This window comes from Micromonospora sp. NPDC047738 (assembly GCF_040642675.1).
Taxonomy (GTDB): domain Bacteria; phylum Actinomycetota; class Actinomycetes; order Mycobacteriales; family Micromonosporaceae; genus Micromonospora.
On record NZ_JBEYSO010000002.1, the window covers coordinates 145,332 to 162,475 of the forward strand.

13 protein-coding genes and 1 pseudogene are annotated in these 17,144 nt (G+C 72.4%); 4 read left to right on the forward strand and 10 right to left on the reverse strand.

The genetic code is table 11. The features are described from left to right. Positions 1 to 25: 25 nt before the first annotated feature. Complete coding sequence (locus tag ABZ783_RS03990; RefSeq protein WP_357434418.1) at positions 26 to 1,186, forward strand: N-acetylmuramoyl-L-alanine amidase; 1,161 nt, start codon at positions 26 to 28, stop codon at positions 1,184 to 1,186. A 35-nt stretch (positions 1,187 to 1,221) separates the two neighbouring features. Here ABZ783_RS03990 and ABZ783_RS03995 read toward each other — a convergent pair whose 3' ends face one another. Beyond that, the gene (locus ABZ783_RS03995) at positions 1,222 to 1,887 is read right to left on the reverse strand and encodes a GNAT family N-acetyltransferase (protein ID WP_073837123.1); all 666 of its coding nucleotides are present in this window, start codon (positions 1,885 to 1,887) and stop codon (positions 1,222 to 1,224) included. Positions 1,888 to 2,294: 407 nt separating this feature from the next. Here ABZ783_RS03995 and ABZ783_RS04000 point away from each other — a divergent pair, with 407 nt between their 5' ends. Then, a complete protein-coding gene (locus ABZ783_RS04000) occupies positions 2,295 to 3,608 on the forward strand; it encodes a PLP-dependent aminotransferase family protein (RefSeq protein WP_357434419.1) in 1,314 nt (437 codons plus the stop codon). A gap of 7 nt (positions 3,609 to 3,615) precedes the next feature. Beyond that, positions 3,616 to 4,614, forward strand: coding sequence for a D-alanine--D-alanine ligase (locus ABZ783_RS04005; RefSeq protein ID WP_357434420.1), 999 nt, complete (start codon positions 3,616 to 3,618; stop codon positions 4,612 to 4,614). 65 nt (positions 4,615 to 4,679) lie between these two features. Here ABZ783_RS04005 and ABZ783_RS04010 read toward each other — a convergent pair. The 9 genes and pseudogenes from ABZ783_RS04010 to rpmH form a co-directional block, all read right to left on the reverse strand. Next, positions 4,680 to 5,390: pseudogene (locus ABZ783_RS04010) on the reverse strand (hypothetical protein); the annotation flags it as partial. 2,741 nt (positions 5,391 to 8,131) lie between these two features. After that, the gene (locus tag ABZ783_RS04015) at positions 8,132 to 9,160 is read right to left on the reverse strand and encodes a ParB/RepB/Spo0J family partition protein (protein ID WP_357434421.1); all 1,029 of its coding nucleotides are present in this window, start codon (positions 9,158 to 9,160) and stop codon (positions 8,132 to 8,134) included. 27 nt (positions 9,161 to 9,187) lie between these two features. After that, positions 9,188 to 10,537 carry an AAA family ATPase gene (locus tag ABZ783_RS04020; protein WP_357434422.1) on the reverse strand — a complete coding sequence of 450 codons (1,350 nt, stop codon included), beginning with the start codon at positions 10,535 to 10,537 and terminating at the stop codon, positions 9,188 to 9,190. A 225-nt stretch (positions 10,538 to 10,762) separates the two neighbouring features. Further along, positions 10,763 to 11,488: a 16S rRNA (guanine(527)-N(7))-methyltransferase RsmG gene (gene rsmG, locus ABZ783_RS04025; RefSeq protein ID WP_357434764.1), complete on the reverse strand. Its 726-nt coding sequence runs from the start codon at positions 11,486 to 11,488 to the stop codon at positions 10,763 to 10,765. Between the two features lie 388 nt (positions 11,489 to 11,876). Beyond that, a complete protein-coding gene (locus ABZ783_RS04030) occupies positions 11,877 to 12,458 on the reverse strand; it encodes a R3H domain-containing nucleic acid-binding protein (RefSeq protein ID WP_357434423.1) in 582 nt (193 codons plus the stop codon). Positions 12,459 to 12,671: 213 nt separating this feature from the next. Then, the gene (yidC, locus tag ABZ783_RS04035) at positions 12,672 to 13,646 is read right to left on the reverse strand and encodes a membrane protein insertase YidC (RefSeq protein WP_357434424.1); all 975 of its coding nucleotides are present in this window, start codon (positions 13,644 to 13,646) and stop codon (positions 12,672 to 12,674) included. After that, complete coding sequence (yidD, locus tag ABZ783_RS04040; protein WP_222870422.1) at positions 13,647 to 13,886, reverse strand: membrane protein insertion efficiency factor YidD; 240 nt, start codon at positions 13,884 to 13,886, stop codon at positions 13,647 to 13,649. A 44-nt stretch (positions 13,887 to 13,930) separates the two neighbouring features. Then, positions 13,931 to 14,344 carry a ribonuclease P protein component gene (gene rnpA, locus ABZ783_RS04045; protein ID WP_357434425.1) on the reverse strand — a complete coding sequence of 138 codons (414 nt, stop codon included), beginning with the start codon at positions 14,342 to 14,344 and terminating at the stop codon, positions 13,931 to 13,933. A gap of 34 nt (positions 14,345 to 14,378) precedes the next feature. Beyond that, positions 14,379 to 14,516, reverse strand: a complete 138-nt coding sequence (gene rpmH / locus ABZ783_RS04050; protein ID WP_073836962.1) for a 50S ribosomal protein L34 — start codon at positions 14,514 to 14,516, stop codon at positions 14,379 to 14,381. 639 nt (positions 14,517 to 15,155) lie between these two features. On the opposite strand from rpmH, the gene dnaA reads away from it, so the two are divergent. Continuing rightward, positions 15,156 to 16,976, forward strand: coding sequence for a chromosomal replication initiator protein DnaA (gene dnaA / locus ABZ783_RS04055; RefSeq protein ID WP_357434426.1), 1,821 nt, complete (start codon positions 15,156 to 15,158; stop codon positions 16,974 to 16,976). Positions 16,977 to 17,144 lie beyond the last annotated feature (168 nt).

A 17,144-nucleotide genomic window follows, 5' to 3' on the forward strand; every position in this document is an offset into this window, starting at 1 on the left:
CAGTGTCCGTGCAGAGGGGGTCGTCGTGCGTCCCATCCGACCCGGTGACCGGGGACCCGCGGTGACCGAGATCCGTACCGTCCTCACCGGCCTCGACCTGCTTTCGGCCGATGGAAAGGGCGACGACTTCGACGCCGAGACCGAGCGCGCCGTCCGGGCGTTCCAGCAGTCCCGCGGGCTGAGCGTGGACGGCCGGGTCGGGGCGGAGACCTGGCGGGCGCTGGACGCGGCCCGCTGGCGGTTCGGCGCCCGGACCCTGTACCACGCGGTGCCCGAGCCGCTGATCGGCGAGGACGTCCGGTCGCTCCAGGAACGCCTCCTGGAGATGGGGTACGACGTCGGCCGGGCCGACGCCATCTACGGCATCCGCACCTCCCGGGCGGTCGCCCAGTTCCAACGGGAAATGGGGCTGAAGCCGGACGGCGCGTGCGGCCCGCACACCATGAACGCGCTGCGCCGCCTCGGCCGGAAGGTGGTGGGCGGGCGGCCGCAGTGGCTGCGCGAGTCCGACGCCATCCGCCAGGCCGGGCCGACGCTGGTCGGGCGAACCGTGGTGATCGACCCGGGACACGGCGGCACCGACCCGGGGGTGGTGGTGCCGGACGGCCCGCTCCGCTGGACCGAGGCGGACATCGTGCACGACCTGGCCAGCCGGCTGGAGGGGCGGCTCGCCGCAGCCGGCGTACGGGTGCAGCTCACCCGCGGCCCGTCGCCGGAGACCTGCCTGCCGGACGCCGATCGTGCCCAGCTCGCCAACTCGCTCGGCGCGGACGTCTTCATCTCGCTGCACACCGACGGGCACGCCAACCCGGCGGCCAACGGGGTGGCCACCTACCACTACGGCACCGACAACGGCGTCACCTCGGCGACCGGGGAGCGGCTGGCCGGGCTGGTGCAGCGGGAGATCGTGGCCCGGACCGGGCTGCAGAACTGCCGTACCCACGCCAAGGCGTGGGATCTGCTGCGGCTGACGCGGATGCCGGCGGTCCGGGTCGAGGTGGGCTACCTGACCTCACCGGAGGATCGGGGCCGGCTGGTCGACCCGCGGTTCCGGGACAAGGTCGTCGAGGCCATCGTCGCCGCCGTGCAGCGGATGTACTTCCCGATCGAGCGGGACGTGCCCACCGGCTCCATCGACGTGAGTGAGCTGCGGGCGATCGTCGCCGCCGGCACGGTGGTGGACTGACGGCGCGGAGCCGCCACAGTGCGGGCTGGGCCGGGTCAGCGCATCGACCGGGTGGCCGGGGCGGGACGCACCGGCCGGAGCAACGTCTCCGGGCTCATCGAGCCGAGCAGCTTCTCCAGCGCGTACTCGACGTCGGACTTCCAGCTGAGCGCGGTGCGCAACTCCAGCCGCAGGCGAGGGTAACGGGGGTGCGGGCGGACCGTCTTGAACCCCACCGAGAGGAAGAAGTCGGCCGGCGCGAGGCAGGCCCGGGTGGGGTCGTCCCCGTCGTCCCCGAACTTCGCGTCGCCGAACGCCTCGATCGCCTTGATGCCGCGTTTGGTGAGGTCCCGGGCCACGCCCTGAACCAGCATCCGGCCCAGGCCGCCGCCGGCGAAGGCGGGCACCACGTTGGCGGTCATCAGCAGCGCGGCGTCCGCCGAGACCGGCGAGGTGGGGAAGGCCATCGAGCGTGGAACGTAGGCCGGCGGGGCGTACATGACGAAACCGGCCGGCATGCCGTCGACGTACGCGAGTTTGCCGCAGGAGCCCCATTCCAGCAGCGTCTGGGAGATCCAGGCCTCCTTCTCCAGCCCGGGGTCGCCGGCGGCGCACGCCCGATCGGCGGAGACGGGGTCCAGCTCCCAGTAGACGCACTGCCGGCACGGGCGGGGCAGGTCCTCGAGAGTGTCGAGGGTCAGACTGACCAGACGTCGCGACATGAGCGCCATCCCCACCAGTAGGCTCGGAGCGGGAACCAGCGACGGCTCCAGGTCGCGGCGCGGCGTCAGACCGGCCGTCATTCGGTCCGGACCGCCGCCCAGCGGCGCGGAGGCCGAACTATGGCCACCAGCCGAGCTGGAGTTGCCGGAGCTGACCACTCCGCCGCGTCCCTGCCCCCGACGAGCGATCGTACGCCGTTGTCCGCCGGTACGGGAGAGGACGCGCGTAGGCCCACCCGGGACGGGGAGGGCCGGTCCGGGATGTGGACTTTCTTCACATGGCGGCGCAGGTGGTGGGGGTCACGGACTACGATCGACCAACCGGTGTCCCGGGCCGCCATGGTTGCCGGTATCGCGGGTACCACATCCGGGCGGCAGCCCCGCCGACACCCGATCGAGGTGATGTCATGACCGGCACGACGCTCGACGACTACACCGACCGGTACGCCCGCCGGGTCCGGGGGATGACGGCCTCCGAGATCCGGGCACTCTTCGCGGTGGCCAGCCGGCCGGAGGTGGTCTCACTCGCCGGTGGGGCCCCGTACATCGCGGCGCTGCCGCTGGACGCGGTCGGCGAGATGCTCGGCCGGCTCGGCTCCGAGCACGGCGTCACCACCCTGCAGTACGGCATCGGTCAGGGCACCCTGGAGCTGCGCGAGCGCATCTGCGAGGTGATGTCCCTCTCCGGGATCGACGCCTCGTGCGGTGCCTCGCCCGAGGACGTGGTGGTCACCGTCGGCGGCCAGCAGGCGCTCGACCTGGTGGCCCGGCTCTTCCTGGACCCGGGCGACGTGGTGCTCGCCGAGGGCCCGACGTACGTCGGCGCGCTCGGGGTGTTCCAGGCTGCCCAGGCCCAGGTGGCCCACGTGCCGATGGACGAGCAGGGGCTGATCCCGGAGGCGCTGGAGAGCGCCATCGCCGACCTGGCCCGCGCCGGCCGGCGGGTGAAGTTCCTCTACACCATCCCGACCTACCAGAACCCGACCGGCGTGACGCTGAGCGAGGAGCGGCGCGAGCGGGTGCTCGACATCTGCGAGCGGGCCGGCCTGCTGGTGGTCGAGGACGACCCGTACGGCCAACTCGGTTTCGAGGGGGACGCGCCCGCGCCGCTGCGGGCCCGCCGGCGGGACGGGGTCTTCTACCTGAGCACCTTCTCCAAGACCTTCGCCCCCGGCCTGCGGGTGGGTTGGATCCTCGCGCCGCACGCGGTCCGCGACAAACTGGTCATCGCCAGCGAGGCGCAGATCCTCTGCCCCAGCGGTTACGCACAGGCCGCCGTCTCGACGTACCTCGGCACCATGCCCTGGCGGGAACAGCTCAAGGTCTACCGGGAGGTCTACCGCGAGCGCCGGGACGCCATGCTCGCCGCGCTGGAGGATCTGATGCCGGCCGACACTACCTGGACCAACCCGGGCGGCGGCCTGTTCGTGTGGGCGACCCTGCCCGACGGGCTCGACTCGAAGGCGATGATGCCGCGGGCGATCTCGGCCCGGGTCGCGTACGTGCCGGGCACCGGCTTCTACGCCGACGGCGCCGGCAGCGGCAACATGCGGCTCAACTTCTCCTTCCCGTCGCCGGAGCGGATCCGGGAGGGCGTCCGCCGGCTGGCCGGCGTGATGGAGCAGGAGATCGCGATGCGCCGGGTCTTCGGCGCGGTCGGCGGCTCGGGGCCGCGGCGTCGGCAGGGCGGCTCGGACGCGCCCGGTCCCGACTTGGCATGATTCCCGCATGGCCCTCAGCCCTGCCGAGCACACTTCCGTGACCGAATCCGCCGTCACCGACGAGCTGCACGTGCTGGTGCTCGCCGGTGGACTCTCGTACGAGCGGGACGTCTCCCTGCGATCCGGCCGGCGCGTGCTCGACGCGCTGCGGGCGGTCGGTGTGGAGGCCGAACTGCGGGACGCGGACGTGGCCCTGTTGCCCGCCCTGGCCGCCGACCCACCGGATGCCGTGGTGATCGCACTGCACGGCGCCACCGGCGAGGACGGCTCGCTGCGCGGGGTGCTCGACCTGTGCGGCGTGCCCTACGTCGGCTGCGACGCCCGGGCCTCCCGGCTCGCCTGGGACAAGCCGTCGGCCAAGGCCGTGCTGCGCGAGGCCGGCATCCCCACCCCCGACTGGGTGGCCCTGCCGCACGACCGCTTCTCCGAGCTGGGCGCGGTGGCCGTGCTGGACCGGATCGCCGACCGGCTCGGCCTGCCGCTGATGATCAAGCCGGCGCAGGGTGGCTCCGGACTGGGCGCCGCGGTGGTCCGGGACGCCGCGTCGCTGCCGGCCGCCATGGTCGGTTGCTTCGCGTACGACCAGACCGCGCTGGTGGAGCGCTACGTGCCCGGGATGGACGTGGCGGTCTCGGTGGTGGACCTAGGCGAGGGACCGCAGGCGCTGCCTCCGGTCGAGATCGTGCCGCGCAACGGCGTGTACGACTACGCCGCCCGCTACACCGCCGGCCGGACCACCTGGCACGCACCTGCCCGGTTGGACCGGGAGACGACCGAGCGGGTGGCCGAGGTGGCGCTCGCCGCCCACGGCGCACTCGGCCTGCGCGACCTCTCCCGGGTCGATCTGATCGTCGACGCGGACGGCCAGCCGCACGTGCTGGAGGTGAACGTCTCCCCGGGGATGACCGAGACCTCGCTGCTGCCGCTGGCCATCCAGGCCGCCGGGCTGGATTTCGGGCGGGTGCTCGGCGCACTGGTCACCCGGGCCGCCGCCCGTCGCCCGTAAATCGCCAGCTCGGTCGCTCAGCCGGCGGGCTCCTTGCCCGCCTGCTCCTTGCCCGCCTGCTCCTTGCCCGCTGCCGCTTGCTCGCGCTCCAGCTCGGTGCTCGCCGCCGGATCGCTCTCCGGCTCCGGGATCTCCTCCGCCGCCTCGATCACCGACACGCTCTCCTCCTCCTCGGCCGTCACCCGCTCCGGGGACGGCGAGGAGAGGCTCGACGGAGCCTGCCACTGGATGCGGGGCGGCTCGGCGAGCGGGCGGCCGCCGAACTCGGCCAGCCACGCGGCGACCAGGGCCAGATTTTCCCGCCACTGCGACTCGGCGATCGGGGGCAGGATCGAGTCCCACAGGGAGAGAAACGTGCCGCGCAGTTGCAGGCGCCCGTACGGCCGCGCCAGGAACCACATGTGCAGGTGCGCCGAGCCGTCGCCCCAGCGGTTGACGTGTACCCGGGCGACGCCGTCCAGCGAGCGGATGGCCCGCTCCAGGCGGACGGTCATCACGCCCAGCTCGGCGGCGAGCAGGTTCGGCAGGTCGCCGAGATCGAGATGGGAGCGGGACTCCAGGATCAACACCATCGGCAGGCCGGTGGGTCGGTCCATCGCGCGCACCCGCCACCGCTCACCGACCCAGATGTACGCCTCGTCCGGGGCGTTGCAGGCGGTGCATTCCCGGTTTCCCTCGCCCCGGCGGGGCGGTTCGACCGGTACCGGATCGTCGAGCTGCTTGACACGGAGGTCGCCCTCGAAGGGGAAGGAGGGCCACTGGGTGAAGTCCGGCACTGAGGGAGGGGTGTCCTGCACGAGGCTGACCCTAACCGAGTCGGCGACGCCTGTCCCTACCCGTTTCGTCGGTTGACGAGCGTCCGTCGTCGGCCACCGCGATGTTTGTCCACCGCGTTGTCCACAGGCCGCTGAGCTCACCACCACACCGCGTCATCCACAGCTCAACACGGCTTTCGCAGCGCTGTTTCACGTGAAACGAGGGCACCCTGTGGACAACGACTGTGGATAACCCACCGGGGATCGAGGCTGGTTGTCCACCGGATGTTCACCCCATGGCCGGGCCTTCCTACCTAACGAGCGACGGGCCGATGGGCATCGGCCTCGCTCGTTTGGTTCCAGGGCCGGGCTGCCCTGGTTCGGCCCTGACCAGATGCTCGGCTTGACTTCCCGAGGCTGCCTCCCGCCCTGCCGCGCCTCGCCCCCGGAGGCGGTTCTGTCCCAGCCGCGAACCCGGCCGACGGCGCTCCGCCTCGGATGCCCCTGGGCGTTGCATCTGCCCCGCCCGCAGGGCTGAGGCGGCACCGGTTCGCCGGGCGGCGTCACATGGGGCCCTAGCTCCGGACGCCGGTGAAGCGCGGTCGGCTTCGGCAGCGTGCGTTGGCTCGGCCTCGGCCAATCCGGCCGGATCGCGATGGGCACCCGCATACCGTGCCGCCGGGCCGGTTGGCGACGGTGAGGTGGGCCACCGGGGCGTCGCCGTGGAGGCCCTCAACAGGGTGCGCCAGCGGCCCTTCGTCGTCCGACACCGCCCGTCGGCCAGCCCATACCCCCCGATCGGGGCATCAGCCGCCTCCCGACTCGCCGGGGCCGCCGCACTCCATGGGGGCCGCCGTGCGGGCGATGGTGCTGCCACGACCGCCACGGCCACGGCCGGTCCCGCCCGTCGGGGGGCGCGCCGGTGACGGCACGCCTCGGCGGTGGGGACCCCGGGCGCGGCCGGCCGGAGGTAGACCAACGATGCGGACGGCCGGAGGACGACCAAGGGTGCGGACGGCCGGAGGACGACCAACGGTGTCGCCGACGGGCGATTCGGCTGCACTCCAACCCAGCCCGAGCCGGGGTCGTCGCCGGGGTCGTCGCCGGGGTCAGGTCCGGCGCCCCGGAAGGCCGCCGGGCGGGCATGGGTGTTCACGCCCGCGAGGTCGGACTTCCCCGGCCAGCGGAACCACGTCTTCCCCTCCGCCACACAGGGGCGGAGTGCCGGTTGCGCTCGCGAGCGCGCGATGCGGCTTTGCACTGCGGCCCGGTCGGCGGTTCGCGCAACGTCGGGTCCGGGTCAGTGGTGCAACTGTCGAGGCGGCCGAGGAAGCCAGCTGACTGCTGACCGCCGGCCGCCGGCGGCGACGCGCGCGGCAGCCGTTGACGGCAGGTCCTTGGCACCGCCGCCACCATGTCCGGCCTGAGTCGACCCCTGGTGGGCTCCGCCCGTGCCGACGCCGGCGACCGCTGCTCGTTGCTCTGAAACGCGCCGGTTACTCCTCCCGCCAGCTCGCCTGTTTCACGTGAAACGGCCGGCCTGCCGACGTGGCTTTGTTCCTCGCTCCGCCCGTGCCCCTTTGAGCAGGGACGGCAAGGCGGGGACCGGGCCGCCGAAGAAAGGGAGGCGGGCACTGACAATAAGTTGGGCCCAGAGCCACGTTAGAGCGCCGCGCGTCACATCACGGAGGCAGGCAGAAGGCAGGCCCTAGTGCGGTGCTGGCGACGACCAAAGTCCGGCCAGCGAGCGACCTGCAATCGGTCACATGCCGGCGAGCGCCAAGGACCAGGTTCTGCTCTCGCCCGGACGAGCGGCCTCGTTTCACGTGAAACCAGCGAGTGCGGGGATGGACCCGAAGCGCCCTACGTCCTACCGGCGCAGCCGGCCCGACACACGGCCGGCTTCGGAGCCGAGGCGCGCGCCGGCGCAACCCCAACGGCCAACCCCGCAACCACCACCCACGTCGGACCGCCCACGCCGGCGTCGCGACTGGCACGTCGCCGCGCACCGCGCTACCGGCCTGCGCCAATCCGCTCCGCCGGTGCCGTTTCACGTGAAACCCGCGATGCTCCGGCCGATGATGCCGGTGAGCCCGCTGAACAGCCGGCCTACCCAAACCGCCGCCAACCCCGGTAACCCCCAGCAGCCTCTCCTCGCCACCGCTCCACGTGAAGCGTCGGCCGCAAGCGTCAGCGGTCCCCACGATGGACTAGAAGCGCCAGAGCGACCGGGACTCCTCGACGAGGCCGCCTGTCGATCCACCGACCCGGAGGTGTGCGCCCCACCGTCGGCCACGCTGTGGATCGCGGCGAGCAACTCTGCGAGATCACCCGGCTCGAGTCCTTCACGCGGACCGCCAAGGGCCCGCTACCTCGCCGTCCGAGCCTCCCAGAGGCCCGTGAGCACAACGGCAGGGCAGCGGGCCAGTAGAGGGCACCTCCACGCCGGAATTGGCGGCAGGCGGGCCGCAGAGCGGGGTCGTCTGCATTCCGGCGCCAGCCAACCGAGCCGCGGCAACCGAGCGGCGGCAACCGAGGCGTCCCGGCAACAGCCAGTCCGCCTTCCCGTATCCCGCCACAGGCTCGCCCGTCCCGGCGCCGGGCGGTGCCGGTGTCGCCGGACGGCGGGACGCGGCGCAGGCCGCCGGGGCCATCGGCATCAACGGACCACTCTCCGGCGACCTCGACGAGCAGTCGCAGCCCCCAGACAAGTCGGCCGCGCCGCCACAGGGACGACGCGGCCGAAACCGACGAGCTGGTGCTCACTCGCCTGGCTGTTCCTCCTGGCCCACTCCGATGATCCCGACGATCCGCTCCAGGTCGTCGACCGTGGCGAACTCGATCGTGATCTTGCCCTTGTTGCGGCCGATGTCGACCTTCACCCGGGTGTCGAACCGGTCGGAGAGCCGGTCCGCGAGGTCCGTCAGCGCCGGCGCGTGCGGCTTCGGCCGGCGCTTCGCGGTCGACGTCTTCGCCGGCCCGTCGGCGAGCGCGAGGGCCACCATTTCCTCGGTGGCGCGTACGGAGATGCCCTCGGCGACGATCCGCTTGGCGAGCTGTTCCTGGGCCTCGGCGTCGTCGAGGCTGAGGAGCGCCCGAGCGTGGCCGGCCGAGAGCACCCCGGCGGCAACCCGGCGCTGCACCTGAGCGGGCAGGTTCATCAGCCGGATGGTGTTCGAGATTTGCGGCCGACTCCGGCCGATCCGGCGGGCCAACTCCTCGTGGGTGGCCCCGAACTCCTCAAGGAGCTGCTGGTACGCGGCCGCCTCCTCCAGCGGGTTCAGGTTGGCGCGGTGGATGTTCTCCAGCAGCGCGTCCCTGAGCATCGCATCGTCCTTGGTGTCCCGGACGATGGCGGGGATGCTCTCCCGGCCCACCGCCTGGGCCGCCCGCCAGCGCCGCTCGCCCATGACGAGTTCGTACTTCTCGCCGTCGAGCTGGCGTACGACGATCGGCTGGAGGAACCCCACCTCCTGGATCGAGGTCTTCAGCTCTTCCAGGGCCTCCTCGTCGAAGACCTGCCGGGGCTGCTTGGGGTTCGGCACGATGGCGTCGACCGGGATCTCGGCGAAGCGGGCTCCCGGCACCGGGCTCAGCTGCGGCTCGGACTCCTCGACCGCTGCCGCCGCCCCGAGGACGGCAGCGGCGGCGCCCGCCACGGCGGGGGGCGGTACCGGCGCAGCCGCCGTACTTTCGGGCTCGGCGACCGTCGGGCTGCTGCCCGGCACCGGCCCGGTGGGGATGAGGGCACCCAGCCCTCGGCCCAGACCGCCGCGAGGACGGTTCTTCATGCGACGCCTCCCAGCGACTTCTTCGCACTACGCATTCCGGCTCACCGGCTCCTTGACGCCTCGCTCGGCGATCTCCTGGGCGGCCTCGAAGTAGCTCGTGGCCCCGCGGGAACCGGGATCGTAGGTCATCACCGACTGCCCGTAGCTGGGGGCCTCGGAGACCCGGACGTTCCGGGGGATCACGGCCTGGAGCACCTTGTCCCCGAAGTGGTTCCGGACGTCCTGCTCCACCGCGTCGGCCAGCCGGGTACGCCGGTCGTACATGGTGAGCAGGATGGTGGAGACCTCGAGTCGCGGGTTGAGGTGCTGGCGGACCAGGTTGATGTTGTTGATCAGCTGGTTGAGGCCCTCCAGCGCGTAGTACTCGCACTGGATCGGAATCAGCACCTCCTGCGCGGCGACCAGCGCGTTGACGGTCAGCAGACCGAGCGAGGGCGGGCAGTCGATGAACACGTAGTCGAAGTGCCCCGGGTACGCGGCGATGGCGCGGGCCAGCCGGGACTCCCGGGCGACGACCGAAACCAGCTCGATCTCGGCGCCGGCCAGGTCGATGGTGGCCGGTACGCACCACAGGTTCGGGATGCCCTCGACCGTCTGGGCGACGTCCGCCAGGGGCACGCCCTCGATGAGGCAGTCGTACACGTCGGGGACGCCGGTGTGGTGCGGGACGTTGAGCCCGGTGGAGGCGTTGCCCTGCGGGTCGAGGTCGACCACCAGGACCCGGTTGCCGTGCAGGGCGAGCGCCACCGCCAGGTTCACCGTGGTCGTGGTCTTCCCCACGCCGCCCTTCTGGTTGGCGACGCACATCACCCGGGTCCGTTCGGGCCGAGGCATGGTCACCTCGCCACTGGGATTCAGGATCTGCACGGCGCGCATAGCCTCCATAGCCAACGGTGGATCATCCTCTTCGCGCGTCGGGGTTTCACCTGAAACGTACGTGCTGTCGGCGACTTCGGCACCGTAGGCGGCGGCCGGTGGCGTGTCGGCCGCGACATCCGGGGCGCTCTGCGGAGTGAGCTGCTGCGGCACCGCCGAGACCGGCGGCTGCGGCTCGTAGCGCCCCGGAACGCCCGCGTTGCCGCGTACCGGGGTGGGACGCGAGCTGGGGGCGTTCACGGGGTGCCCGGTCGGCTCGTGTGGATCCCGGGTCGGCGGCACGTTCGCCGTCACCGCCGAGGGGGGCCGGGTGCCTGCTCCGGCCGGTACGTCCCGGCGTGCCTCCGGGTCGACGTCCGGCGGGCGCGTGGACGGGTCGTGGGACTCGCCACTCGCCGGCCAGCCCGGGTAGTCGGTTTCACGTGAAACGGGGTCGGCGGCAGAGGGTCGTCCTCCTGGCCCGGTCACCCGTGGATCTTCGTACCTGCCGTCGTCATGCACCTGTCATCCCTGCCCGCTCCGGATGGTCGGTCCGCACCCCGTCAATCAGGCCCCCGCGCTCGCGGCGCGGCCTACGGCCCGGCGGGAACGTCGGGTTCGGTGCCACCCGGCACCGCCGTTCCACATTATCGACGCGCGGCCAGCCTACGGCCGACGGGCGCAGCCGGTCCACGTCGGGTTCGGATCGGTCGGCCATCTCGCGTCGCGGCAACGGCAAAATCGGCGTCAGCGATCCCGGCCGTGCCCACCACGGCGGCGGCCGCCGCGCGAGCGCTTGGGGCCCTTCTTACGGACCGAGCCGACCACTCGCTCCCGCACCACCTCGATCACCGTGGCCGGCGGGTCGATCACGCCCACACCGCACCGGTGCAGCTCCGGCTCGCCACCGCCGAGCCGGGCGACCGCGTCGGCGTGCTCGGCGATCTCCTCGGCGGCGGAGGCCCCCTTGAGTGCCACCAGCCGGCCGCCCGGCGCCGTGAGCGGCAGGCACCACGCGGCGAGCCGGTCCAGCGCGGCCACCGCCCGCGCGGTCACGATGTCCGCGCTGAGCGCGGCGACGTCCCGGGACCCGGCCGCCGCCTCCTCCGCCCGGCCCCGGAAGACCCGGACCGATGCAGTCAGGCCGAGCTGCTGCACCGCTTCGATCAGGAACGCGGTCCGTCGGGCGAGTGGCTCGACCAGCGTGACGGTGAGGTCGGGACGGGCGATCGCCAGGACCAGGCCGGGCAGTCCGGCGCCGGAGCCGACGTCAATCAGGCTCGCGCCCTCCGGAATCCGCTCCGCCATCGCCGCGCAGTTGAGCAGGTGCCGCTCCCAGAGCCGCGGCGTCTCGCGGGGGCCGATCAGGCCGCGCACCACGCCGTCCGTCGCGAGCAGTTCGGCGTACGCGGCAGCCAGGTCGAGTCGGTCGCCGAAGAGGGTGCGGGCGGCCGCCGCCAGCTCGGGCGGCAGCGTCGCCGTGCCCGGGGACGGCGTCCCCTCACCGTTACCGCCCTCTGGAAGGGAAGGCGTCGCCGGCTCGGCGAACACCGGTTCGACGGCACCCACCGGCGCCGCCGGGGCCGTTTCCTCTTCCGCCACCGGTTCGGTCGAGAAGGCCGGAGTCACGGCATCCGAGGAATCGACCGGAATCGAAGGCTCGTCAGCAGGTCCGCCACCGGAGAAGGTGGGGTCCGCGGCCGACGGCGTGCCGGTAAACGACGGCCGGGCCGGGGAGGCGGCGTGGTCGTCGGAGAAGATCGGGTCGACCGTCGGGTCGGGCCGGACAGGCGACGGCCCGGGCGGCGTACCACCCGGGCCGGCCACGGCACCCGCCGTCGTCTCGTCGTGGGTCACCCCGTCAGTCCGCCGCCGGCCGGACAACGATGCGGCGGTTCGGCTCGACGCCCTCGGACTCGCTCTCCACGCCGCTCATCGCGTTCACCACGTCGTGCACGCACTTGCGCTCGAACGCGGACATCGGCTCCAGGCGCACCGGCTCGCCGTACTCCTTGACCTTCTCCACCGCGTTCTTCGCGACGGCGGCGAGTTCCTTGCGCCGGGCGGCCCGGTAGCCGCCGACGTCGAGCAGCAGGCGGCTGGGCGAACCGGTCTGCCGGAACACCGCCAGCCGGGCCAGCTCCTGGAGCGCCTCCAGGGTGGCGCCGCGCTGACCGATCAGGTTCTGCAGGCGGCCGCCGACCACCTCGACGACCGGACGGCCGCCGGAGACCAGCTCGTCGATGTCGCCGTCGTAGTCGAGGATGTCGAGCAGACCCTCGACGTAGTCCGCCGCGATCTCGCTCTGCCGGAACAGGTCGCTGTCGGCCGGGGCCTTCTTCTCCGCGGCCGCCGACTCGGCCTCGGTCTCCTCGGCCTCCTCGGTGGGCACGGTCTCCTCGTCCAGGGACTGCTCGGCGCTGGGGATGCTGGTGTCGGTCACGGTCTCATCTCCGTACTCGCTCGGCCGGACCGTCGGGTCCGCTGGTCTCCCGGGGCGGCGCGGGGTTCGCCGATGCCCTCGGGCACGTCTGTACGGGCCAGTTTCGCCCGTGACCGCGCTCCGCGCGGCGGTTCCGGCCCGGCGCCGACCGTACGGCGGCAGCTCGGGGGCCGGAACGGGCCGCCACCGGGATCCCGGTGGCGGCCCGGAGGCTCAGCCCTGCCGCTTGGCGGGGCGGTTCTTCTTCGGGTTGGCCGGCTTGGCGCCGGGCTTCGGGCCGGCCACCTTGGGCGCGGTCGCCGGGGCCTTCACCGCCGGCTGGGCCTTGCGGCCGAGCAGGCCACCGGTCTTGGCCGGCTGGGCCGTGGTGCGGGCCGCAGCGCCGGTCTTCGCGGTGGGCGGCGGGGGGAACTTCCGCAGCACCCACTGCTGCTGGCCGAGGGTGAAGAGGTTGTTGGTGACCCAGTAGATGATCACACCGATCGGGAAGATCGCGCCGGACACCAGCAGCGACACCGGGATGCCGTAGAGCATCAGCCGCTGAACCATCCGCTGCTGCGGGTCCTCCGCCCAGCCGGTCTTGAGGATCATCTGACGGCTGGTGAGGTACGTCGTGGCGATCATGATCAGCACCAGGACGCCGGCGATCAGCTTCACCGTGTGACCGTTCGCACCAAGGCTGGCCAGCTCGGCCGGGGTGGAGCCGAACTTGCCGGAGATCGGGGCGGTGAAGAGCTTGGCGTGCGAGGCGCTCTCGAACTGGTCGACCGTCCAGCCGTAGAGCGTCTTGGCCTGCTTGTTGGGGTCGAGGCGCCGCAGCACGTGGAAGAGGCCCAGGAAGACCGGAATCTGGAGAAACATCGGAAGGCAGCCCATCAGCGGGTTGGCCTTTTCCTTCCGGTAGAGCTCCATCATCTCCTTCTGGAGCGTCTCCCGGTCACCCTTGTGCTTCTCCTGGAGCTCCTTGACCCTGGGCTGGAGCGCCTGCATCGCCCGCTGCGACTTGATCTGCTTGACGAAGACCGGGAAGAGGATCACCCGGACCGTCACCACCAGGAAGACGATGGCGAGGATCCAGGGCCAGTTCGTCCCGATCACCGCCTCGGCCGGAACGATGGCGTCCCAGGCCGAGTGCCAGGTCAGCAGGATCCACGAAATGGCGTAGTAGACCCAGTCGAGGCTAAACACTCAGGCTCCAGTCACGTCGGCACGGCGGCGGTCGCCCGGCTCCGGCACCGGGTCGTGTCCACCAGGGTGGAAGGGGTGGCAGCGCGACAGCCGCCGGACCGTCAACCAGGCTCCCCGCAGTGCGCCGTGCCGGGAGACCGCCTCGACGGCGTAGGCACTGCACGACGGGTAGAACCGGCAGCGGGCCGGCAGTGCCGGACTTATCCACCGACGGTACGCGATGATGGGCACCAGCAGCATGCGGGCACCGCTAGTCGTCGGCCGCGGCGCGGCGTTCCCGCCGCTCACCGGGCCCGCCGACCCCGGGGGGTACGCGCGGCGGCGACGGCGGCGTCAAGGTCGGCCCCCAGCCGGGCGTACGACACGTCGGCGGCCTGAGGCAGTGCGCGTACCACCAGCGTGGCACCGGCCGGCAGGTCCGCCAGGCGCTCGCGGACCAGGTGCCGCAGCCGGCGTCGGACCTTGTTGCGGACCACCGCGTTACCGACCGCCTTGGACACGACGAAGCCGGCGCGGCTCGGTGCGGTGGACTCCGCACCGCTGGCCCGCGCCGGCTCCGGCGAGGTTGTCGCGGTGGGTCCGGTCTGCTCGGGGAGGGTCAGGTGCACCACGACGGCACCACGGCCGACGCGTCGGCCACCCCGGACCGCTGCGGCGAAGTCGCTACTGCGCCGCAGTCGCTGCGCGGCGGCCAGCACCTCTGCCCACGTCCCCGGACCGGACCGGTCGGCCTCAGGCCGCCAGGCGGGCGCGGCCCTTGGCGCGACGGGTCGAGATGATGGCGCGGCCGGCACGGGTGCGCATGCGCAGCCGGAAGCCGTGGGTCTTCGCGCGCCGGCGGTTGTTCGGCTGGTAGGTGCGCTTGCTCACGTCAGGCTCTCCGTTGTCGTACGCCCCGCGCGGGGGATCGCCCGGGGTCGTGTGGTGGTCCAGGCCACCTTCCCGGTGACCTCCGATCGGTGCTGCCCGACGACGCGGGACCTCGGCGATACGGGGAAGCGACCGCGGACAGCAAGCACCCATCACCCTAGCAGAGGGCGAGAGAGCAGCCGCTCCAGCCTACGCAGGGGGGCAATAGCCGTCAAACATCACACACTCCCACCCCGGCCGCCCTTGGGAGCGCGACCGAAGGGGCGGTTTTCGCGGATGTTGACAAGGCTGCCACGGTGTCGACGGTTGAACGCGCGGGGTCCCCGCTGTTAGCGTGCCCGATTGCGGTCAGCGTCGGGCTCCGGGTTGTCGCTGATCGGCAAGACCGGACAAGGTAGTGAATCGTTCGGCACGGTGAACCCGCTTCAGCGCCTCCCGGGAACCAGGGGGCAGGTCCGACCCGCGTCCGGTGGGCGGCCACAATCGGTCGGTACACACAGGCTGTGGATAACTTGTGGATGACGACCGGTCAGCCGTCCGGGTGGGCGTGGCGTACGCCCGCGCGTACGCGGTGGCGGGCCGGGACTGCCGATGGACAGCAGCGGTGGTCGGGAGCAGAGGCGAGGGGGTGGCACGACGGTGACCGGAGCGACCGACCTTGCCGCGGTGTGGACGGCGACGACCGAGGAACTCGCCGACGAGATCATCTCCGCGCAGCAACGGGCGTACCTCCGGCTCACCCGGCTGCGGGCGATCGTCGAGGACACCGCCCTGCTCTCGGTACCGGACGCCTTCACCCGGGACGTGATCGAGTCGCGGCTGCGCCCGGCGATCACCGAGGCCCTCAGCCGGCGGCTCGGCCGGCCCATCCAGGTGGCCGTCACCGTGCGGGTCGCCGAGGAGGCGGGCAGCCGCGCGGCCGGCACCGTCTACCGCACCGGTCCCGAATCGGCGGACCGCGACGTCCCGCTGGACCTGCTCGCCGGCCTCGAGCCCGGCCCGCCAGTCGAGGCACCCGGTTTCCCCAAGCTCGGCTACCCGGGCCGGCCCGAGGCCCCGCCGTACGCCGGTGAGCCGGCCGACCTCCCGATCGAGGAGCCGGCGCCGCGGCAGCGCACACCCGACGGCGGCCGGCCGCACCTGATCCCGGCCAGCCGGGACGGTCAGGACACCCTGTTCAGCACGGCCTTCACCGAGCCGATGCGCGCCCCCGAGCGCCGCGGCTTCGACGAGCGGTCCCGGGTCGAGCCCCCGGCTCCCGACGCCGGCGGGTACGAGCCCCGCTACCGGGAGCACCCCGGCCCGGCCGACACACCGCTGCGCGGGCTGCCCCGGGACGGCGCCACCGACAGCGGGCCGGGTCGGAGTGGCCCGGACCACCGCCCCGGCGGCCAGGCCGACCGGCGGCTACCCGGTGGCGGGGAGACCGGCGGCAACCGGCTCAACCCGAAGTACATGTTCGAGACGTTCGTCATCGGCTCCTCGAACCGCTTCGCGCACGCGGCGTCCGTCGCGGTGGCCGAGTCGCCGGCGAAGGCCTACAACCCGCTCTTCATCTACGGCAGCTCCGGGCTGGGCAAGACCCACCTGCTGCACGCCATCGGGCACTACGCCACGACGCTGGGCAACGCCCGCTCGGTCCGGTACGTCTCGACCGAGGAGTTCACCAACGACTTCATCAACTCGCTACGCGACGACAAGACCAGCGCGTTCCAGCGCCGCTACCGGGACGTGGACATCCTCCTGATCGACGACATCCAGTTCCTGGAGAACCGGGAGCGGACCCAGGAGGAGTTCTTCCACACCTTCAACACCCTGCACAACGCCAACAAGCAGATCGTGATCACCTCCGACCGGTCGCCGAAGCAGTTGGCGACGCTGGAGGACCGGCTGCGGACCCGGTTCGAGTGGGGGCTGCTCGCCGACATCCAGCCGCCGGACCTGGAGACCCGGATCGCGATCCTGCAGAAGAAGGCGGCGCAGGAGCGCCTGTACGCGCCGCCGGACGTGCTGGAGTTCATCGCCTCGCGGGTGTCGAACTCGATCCGGGAACTGGAGGGCGCGCTGATCCGGGTCACCGCGTTCGCCAGCCTCACCCGCTCGTCGGTGGAGCTGTCGCTCGCCGAGGAGGTGCTGCGGGACTTCATCCCGGACGGCGCCGGCCCGGAGATCACCGCCGACCAGATCATGGTCTCCACCGCCGACTACTTCGGGGTGAGCCTGGAGGACCTGCGCGGCCACTCCCGCTCCCGGGTGCTGGTCAACGCCCGCCAGGTGGCCATGTACCTGTGCCGCGAGCTGACCGACCTGTCGCTGCCGCGGATCGGGCAGGCGTTCGGCGGCCGGGACCACACCACGGTCATGCACGCCGACCGGAAAATCCGCCAGCAGATGGCGGAGCGGCGCTCGCTCTACAACCAGATCGCCGAGCTGACCAACCGGATCAAGCAGACCACCTGACTCCTTCGCCGCCGCAGAACGGTGGCGCAGGGCCCGGCCGGACTTCCGGCCGGGCCTTTTTCGTGCCGGCGGACGTCGGAAACTTGACCCTCCACCCGGTCGAGGGCCCACGATCGGCGTCGGGTTCGTCCACAGCACGGCTTCGTTGTCCACACCCCCTGTTCCACA